This window comes from Microcoleus sp. M2_D5 (assembly GCF_036701935.1).
Taxonomy (GTDB): domain Bacteria; phylum Cyanobacteriota; class Cyanobacteriia; order Cyanobacteriales; family Microcoleaceae; genus Microcoleus.
Genome location: NZ_JAUBRP010000142.1, coordinates 1 through 6549 on the forward strand (window position 1 = coordinate 1; position 6549 = coordinate 6549).

General features: G+C 43.0%; 5 protein-coding genes. 2 read left to right on the forward strand and 3 right to left on the reverse strand.

Annotated features, from left to right (window positions below):
- Positions 1 to 144 precede the first annotated feature (144 nt).
- On the forward strand, positions 145 to 1659 hold the full coding sequence (locus tag QUA50_RS28790; RefSeq protein WP_333268714.1) for an NADH-quinone oxidoreductase subunit M: 1515 nt from the start codon (positions 145 to 147) through the stop codon (positions 1657 to 1659).
- A 352-nt stretch (positions 1660 to 2011) separates the two neighbouring features.
- Positions 2012 to 3178, forward strand: coding sequence for a CO2 hydration protein (locus QUA50_RS28795; protein WP_333268713.1), 1167 nt, complete (start codon positions 2012 to 2014; stop codon positions 3176 to 3178).
- 501 nt (positions 3179 to 3679) lie between these two features.
- On the opposite strand, the gene QUA50_RS28800 is transcribed toward QUA50_RS28795, so the two are convergent.
- The 3 genes from QUA50_RS28800 to QUA50_RS28810 all read right to left on the reverse strand — a co-directional run bounded on the left by QUA50_RS28800 (position 3680) and on the right by QUA50_RS28810 (position 6314).
- Positions 3680 to 4399 carry a PHP domain-containing protein gene (locus QUA50_RS28800; protein ID WP_333268711.1) on the reverse strand — a complete coding sequence of 240 codons (720 nt, stop codon included), beginning with the start codon at positions 4397 to 4399 and terminating at the stop codon, positions 3680 to 3682.
- 415 nt (positions 4400 to 4814) lie between these two features.
- A complete protein-coding gene (locus QUA50_RS28805) occupies positions 4815 to 5090 on the reverse strand; it encodes a transposase (RefSeq protein ID WP_333268709.1) in 276 nt (91 codons plus the stop codon).
- Between the two features lie 972 nt (positions 5091 to 6062).
- Positions 6063 to 6314 (reverse strand): hypothetical protein, encoded by a 252-nt coding sequence (locus tag QUA50_RS28810; protein WP_333268707.1) that lies wholly within the window; start codon positions 6312 to 6314, stop codon positions 6063 to 6065.
- Positions 6315 to 6549 lie beyond the last annotated feature (235 nt).

Sequence of the window (6549 nt, forward strand, 5' to 3'; positions counted from 1 at the left end):
AATTAAACTTTGGGCGGATTCATCCCCCAAAGTTTGTCCTCAAGAATCCCCGCGTCTTTAGACCGGGGAGTGTCAAATGTAGTTGCTTTGCGTTAATGTTAAATATAGCTCTAAATACTGTGTAACAAAGGAAAGTTTTAATTGATGCTCAGTGCTTTAATCTGGATACCAATGTTGGCTGCTGCCCTGATTGGGCTCTGGCCCGGTTCAGTGAGTTCTAAAATAGTTCGGAATGTCGCGATCGCCATTGCGGGTATAACTTTTATTCTCTCGGTGATTTTGGCAGTTCAGTTTGATGCCAGTACCAGTCAGTTGCAGTTTGCGGAATTCATTCCTTGGATAGATGTTTTGGGATTGAATTACAATCTCGGTGTTGATGGTTTGGCTCTGCCTTTGGTAATTTTAAATACTCTGCTGACAGGGATAGCTATTTACGCTACGGATGAGTCGATCCGCAGACCTCGACTTTATTATTCTTTGATTCTGTTAATTACCGGCGGCGTAACAGGGGCTTTTTTATCTCAAAATTTGCTGCTGTTTTTCCTGTTTTTTGAGGTAGAATTGATTCCGCTTTACCTGTTAATTGCTATTTGGGGAGGCGATCGCCGGGGTTATGCTGCTACTAAGTTTTTAATCTATACTGCATTTTCGGGAATTGTGCTCCTGGCTGCTTTCTTGGGTACTGGTTGGCTTAGCGGTGCTTCGAGTTTCGATATGGTTGGTGCAGCGGGCGCATCGCATTTGCAAGGAGGATTGCCATTGCCTTTGGTAAGGCAAATTGTTTTGCTGGCAGGGGTGTTGCTGGCTTTTGGAATTAAGATGCCTTTAGTGCCTTTTCATACTTGGCTGCCGGATGCTCACGTAGAAGCTTCGACGCCGGTTTCGGTGCTGCTGGCGGGGGTGCTTTTGAAGCTGGGGACTTATGGGATGCTGCGCTTTGGTTTGGGTTTGTTTCCCGAGGCGTGGGCGGTGGCGGCACCTTGGTTGGCGAGTTGGGCTGTGGTGAGTGTGCTTTACGGGGCGAGTTGTGCCATCGCCCAAAAAGATATGAAAAAAATTGTAGCTTACAGTTCGATCGCTCACATGGGCTACATTTTGTTAGCTAGCGCCGCAGCTACTCCAATTAGTATGTTGGGAACTGTTTTACAAATGGTTAGCCACGGCTTAATTTCGGGGCTGCTATTTTTGAGTGTCGGCGTTGTTTACAAAAAATCAGGCACCCGCAACATCGATGTGCTCAAAGGTTTGTTCAATCCAGATCGCGGTTTGCCGATGATTGGCAGTTTAATGATCCTCGGCGTGATGGCTAGTGCCGGCATTCCAGGTTTGGCTGGATTTATTGCGGAATTTTTGATGTTTCGCGGCAGTTTGCCCGTGTTTCCCGTGCAAACTTTGCTCTGCATGATCGGCACTGGTTTAACTTCAGTTTACTTTCTAATTATGGTCAACCGCGCCTTTTTCGGCCGCCTTTCGGATGTGGTGGTAAATTTGCCCCAAGTTCGCTGGCGCGATCGCATCCCTTCGCTGATCTTAGCAATAATTATCGCCATCATGGGAGTGCAGCCGGGAGTTTTAGTTGCTTTGAGCGAAAAAACTGCGATCGGAATGGTAGCTAATGTGCCACCCCAAGTTAAAGCGATCGCTCAAAACTTGAAATAAAATATGACCTAGGTTCGTAGCATCGGACTTTAGTCCTATGGCAGTTTTCAATTCCCTGAAATACAGCAGACGGCTGTAGGGACACGGCAGTGACCAAGGCGTGTCAACTTAACGTTAAACCTCATTCCGGCAGTGGTTTCAACAAGATCCTTAAAGCCAAAGTCCTCGCTATGAGGACTAATGAGTTCTTCAGTCCTCTTTGAGAGGACTTTAGCTGTGAGACAGGGAATTCATTCCCTGGCGGACTTAAGTTGACACCTATGGGCAGTGACGTGTCCCTACCTATTCCATTCATCAGTCTATCCGTGTTCAAATCCGTGTCGTGCCTTCCTTCTATTCAGGCTTAATTAAAATGACAAGTACCGTATTAAAACCATCTTCCCATCCCCTAGCCGCATACATTGACATCTTGGAATCAGGCAAAGCTTTACTGCCTGAATCTACCGAAAATGTGGTTGAAGTTGTCGGCGTTTTGAAAAGTTATGCTATTGTTTTAGACGCCTATTCTCGCAATCTCAATTATATTGCAGAAGAACAGTTTTTAGTGCTTTTTCCGTTTTTTAAATATTTCAACGGAGATGTGACTCTGCCGAAATTAATTCGCTACTTGTGGCACGATCGCATTAATTTTGAGTATGCTGAGTATTGCATGAGAACAATGCTTTGGCACGGCGGCGGTGGTTTGGACAGTTATTTGGATTCCCCGGAATTTAGCAGTTTGGTCGAAAAGGCGATCGCTGCTAAATTGAAAGGCAATTTTTTCATGCAGGGATTAAACAAAACCTTTCCTGATTTTTTGCCGGAACAAGTGCGGATGCTGGCTTACTACAGCGGTCTCGGTCAGTTTTGGCGGGTAATGAGCGATTTGTTTATGGACTTATCTGATTCCTACGATCGAGGGGAAACTAAGTCTATTTCTGACGTTGTTAATTTTGTTAAAGCCGGTTTAGTAGCCGCCGCCAGCCTACCGATTACCTACAGCGTCAAGATTCACGGTCAAGTCTACGATATCATTCCGGCCTCGGCTAACTTGACATTTTTACCAGATGTAGCCGTGCCTTATGTAGAGGCTGTTTTCTTTCGGGGTACAGCTTTTTTTGGCACAGTTTCCTACAACGCTCAAGCTCATCAAATCCCGGAAAAACAAAAAGATTTTGCCTACGGGGCTTTATTTGCTGACCCTTTACCGATTGGAGGTGCAGGGATTCCGCCCACTCAATTGATGCAAGATATGCGCCATTATTTGCCGGAGTATTTGCACGAAGTTTACCGCAGTAGCTGTCGGGGTGAAGACGATGTGCGGGTGCAAATTTGCCAAAGTTTTCAGAAGTCGATGTTTTGCGTGACGACGGCGACTATTTTGGGTTTAGCACCTCATCCCATGAATACCTCCGATCCAGAGGAAAGAAAGGCTAATCGAACTTATTTGGAAGGTTGGATGGATCGATTTGGGAATTCTCGCTTGGATTGGGCAAATCAGCCAACGAACAGGGCCTGTCAGTTGTTCCCAGAACGGTAGAAGGGGGACTGGTTTTTAGGGCGCAATGTCTCTCGAAGTTGCAAGAATATTACCTGAAGAAAGCAATTGCTTACTTTTGGATACCGAAAGATCGTCCGGGCGATCGCAATTATCTCACGTCCCGTAAAATAGCCGTTATCAGGCAAGTAGTGAAAACTTCAGTCCACAGACTTTTATGAGGACTGAAGTCCTCACTACCAAACAATTTTATATTAGTCATTTTAGCGCACCTAATATGACCGAAAGCATCCAGGATACAAGCCCCCGGATACATTCCTTCGCAGACTCAGGACCCAGAAATAAAAAACCTGTATCCGATGAAACTTGCCGAACGTATTTATCTCGCGCAAGTCAATCTAAAATCTAAAATCTAAAATCTAAAATCGATTGACCTGATCAACTGTTTGTTTTCGGCTCATGGTAATTGCTTTCATCGTAGATATATCCGCTAACGCTTAGACAGGCAATCACAGGATAAAGCACTTCTTATTTCCCAACTATCTAGATTCGGACGAGAAGACTCAGGCCGTGAGAGTCAGTCCCACAAGTTCCCAGCAAACCATAAGTTTCTGCTAAATCTTTGACTAAAGCAGTTTGTTTGGGACTCGGTTTCCAAGGATTTGGATTACCGTAAGCATAGTAAATTTCTACACCGTCAATGCCGAAACGAGCTGCTTCTGGGATTAGTTGATCGGCACTCGATCGATACCGGCAAGGATGTGCTAGAACTGCTAAACCTCCTGCTTCATGAATAGCTTCAATTACCCTGGCTGCTGAATAACAATAAGTGCCTTCAGTGCTTTTACCTCGCAAGTAAGGTTTGAGACTGGGATTTTGCGGATCGAAGGCGTAACCGAGAATGTGTACGTCGTTGTTGAGCAATTCGGCATTAATTTCAGCGCCTGTCCAGAGACTAGGTGCTTCGCTATTTTTGTCAGGATGGTTTAATTTCCAATTATCCAGCCAAATTTGAGCTTTAACGTAGCCTTCGGTGCTGTGGTGGTCGGTGATAGCTAAGCCCTTGAGACCGCGGGCTATGGCTTGTTCCATCAATTTCTCTGGCTGCAATCGCCCGTCGGAGTAGACTGTGTGCATATGAAAATTATAGGAACCCGGACAGCTATCGGCATCAATTGTCTGGAAGACTTGTTTGAGTGCTGAGATATTCTGGGCTTCTGGTTTGAGACTAGAAGCGGGGGACGTAGCGAAATTGACAGCCATAAGCGTTATTATACAAAAAACTAGCTTTGTTTAATATATCTAATAAATTCATATGTTGCACCTGTGGCAATAGTCGGCTGTAGGATTGAAACATCTGGCTGATTGTGGCGTTCGGCACAAGATATCAATTCACTCGCACATCTTGCACAATTCTCTATCCAGCATTTTATCGTCGGGTGGGGGCGGGTTTATGAGATTATTGATTTTAAGCAATTTATAGTTGGTAAAACTCGCCTCTACAGGTTTGGGGAAAATGCCAGCAGATATCAATTACTCCCACAATATTGCATCATTCTTAACAACAGGCTTTCCGGCCTGTTCCACAAAGAGTAAATTTTCTTGTAGGGAGTAGGGGTTGGGCACTCTTAGCCTCTTAGCCTCTTAGCCTCATTTAAAAGTTTATGTAACAGTGATTCTAGTTTTTCAATTCAAATAATCTATTAGCAACATATTCCTTGGCGGAATGCCATACTAATTCAACTAGGTTATAGTCCGGGCTATATTTGGGCAAAAACTCTATGATAAGATTCGGCATTTCTGACGCTATTTTCTGCAAAGTCTCTGCTTTTTTATGAAAACTAGCGTTGTCCAAAACTATCACAAACTTACAGCCTTTATCTTGAAATTTTTCCGCTAAATTTACTTGCAATATCCACTCGGCTTTTAAATCTTCATAAAAAATTTTCAGCACTGCATAAAAATTAGCATAATTCCCAGATGGAATAAAATATACCCATTTTTTTATCTTAATATCTTAGTCCACCTATAACATTAATACGACCTTTTCGTCGCTATCATATGAATGTTACTTCGAGTTACTTTTATACACCAGTTATTCCTTCTAATCACCCTTAAACTAAATCCACTCTCGTTCTAAAACCATACCTGCAAAAGGTTTGGATATTACTTTTTTATTTTTAGATACTCCGCTAATTTATCTTTAAATCAACCCCTTTCTACGGTATTTTGCTTATACTCTAAGCTATATTTAGCCAAAGGTAAACATACTTTTTTGATGGTAAAATTCTCCTAACTTGGGTACTACTCAGCTCTATTCCTGTCTGCTATCCTAGATGTACTGCAAGTCTAGCTGTTGTCCATCTTCCGAACTCATAACCATATTTATCAGGCTCTAGTTCAACTGTTTCTAAAAGTAAATCAATGTATTTTTCTCTGGATTTTCGGTAATTAGCCTTCATCCTATTATCTTTAAAAATGTCTAAATTATCAGGATGACCGTGAATGCGACCGTAGGCAACTTTTATGAGAGAACATCCAATTAGTTCAGCAGTTTGAGCTTGTGTATTTTCGTTGTTTAGTAATAAAAATATTAACGCTCTTTGTCGAATGTCTGGATGCTCATGGTCTTTTAATGCTTGTTGCAGAGTTTCCTTTGTCTCGGAACTGAGAAAGTTTTTAGCAGGCCTTCACTTTTTATGAATATCATTATGTTATATTATACCAATATGCGTTTTAAATGCACAACAGCTTAGACACTTCTGTTGGGCTGCGATTGTGCCACCATTATCAACGCTGAAATCACCTGAGCTTAAGACCCCAGCAAATTCTGTACCCAGCATGGTTTCTAGTTCCACACGTCACAAAAGTATCTGCGGAATGGAATAAACAGAACCCCTCTCCACTAGCCGTCCATAGCCATTCTTTAACCCCCATCACACACTCTTAGCGTTTCATTTTCATCTACATGAACATTTGATTGCACGCCCATTTCCACAGTGCATTTATAGCTGGCTTTACCGCTGCTGCTACTCGTTGATTGGTCTTTTGGAGTGTTCCTACTCCCACTTCTATCGTGTGATGGAGGAATCGAAGAAGTCTGACTGGTGGTTCGACTTTTTCCCGTAGCAATGGCTAGTTTTTCTTGCAATTCTTCAATTATTTTTTGCAGCCCCATTACCAGTTATAGCAGTTCAGCTTGTCTCAACTGCTAGAAGTGGATTTTTTCTTTCTGTCTGGTGGCTGCGGGCTTTTTCATTCGTTTATTTTACCAGCTTTTGATACTTAAGTCTTTTTTGACCTGAATCCTTACCTTCTATTGTCCTCACATTACTAAGGAATGAGAATTAAATAACTTACAAGTTTGATGGTTCTTGTGGGATGGGCGTCCCGCCCGTCCAGAAAGGGCGGGC